Origin of the sequence: Alicyclobacillus fodiniaquatilis (genome assembly GCF_042678105.1) — a bacterium.
GTDB lineage: Bacteria > Bacillota > Bacilli > Alicyclobacillales > Alicyclobacillaceae > Alicyclobacillus > Alicyclobacillus fodiniaquatilis.
Map to the genome: position 1 here is coordinate 104,324 of NZ_JBHUCX010000102.1, position 653 is coordinate 104,976.

Genomic DNA, 653 nt, shown 5'->3' on the forward strand with positions numbered 1-653 from the left:
AGCTATCTGCAATATGATTTCTACCTTAAACTGATGTAGTATTCGTGGAAATTGCCGGGCTCTACTTTTATAGCGAGACGGTAAATTGGAGGACGAGAAAATGAGTAAGGTACTGCACGTCGCCCCTTTACCAGGATATCCTGATGAGATTGGCCGTTGGTTGTGGGCGATGCAGATAACTCGGAGCAGAACGTTGGAACTAGTCGAGGGTCTTGATCAAGTCACTCTGGATTGGGAAGGACCGGACGGACAGGACAACTCCATCGGCACATTGCTTTACCACATTGCGCTCGTCGAGATGTCGTGGCTCTATTTAGACATTTTCGAGGAGGAGTTCCCGCCTGAGGTCAAGAACAACTTCCCATTTGACATGGGTAGGTCCAATAATCGGCTTACACGTGTCGCCAATGTCTCACTGAAGGAACACCTTGGTCGGCTTGTACGAAGTCGATCGATCTTCCTTGATGCGTTTCGCCAGATCACGCTAAATGATTGGCGGCGTATACGCAACCCAGCGGACGTTGAATATGAGGTGACGCCTGAATGGGCGGTTTTCCATCTGGTAGAGCACGAAGCTGGGCACACATTCCAAATCAGTGCGATCAAACGCCGTGCTCATCGCTTTCTGAGGTGAAGCAATTATCGGATAACCC

At 49.6% G+C, this 653-nt stretch carries 1 protein-coding gene; it reads left to right on the forward strand.

What is annotated here, in order from left to right; all coding sequences use genetic code 11:
- The first annotated feature begins 100 nt into the window (after positions 1 to 100).
- A complete protein-coding gene (locus ACFSB2_RS26715; RefSeq protein ID WP_377946295.1) occupies positions 101 to 634 on the forward strand; it encodes a DinB family protein in 534 nt (177 codons plus the stop codon).
- Positions 635 to 653 lie beyond the last annotated feature (19 nt).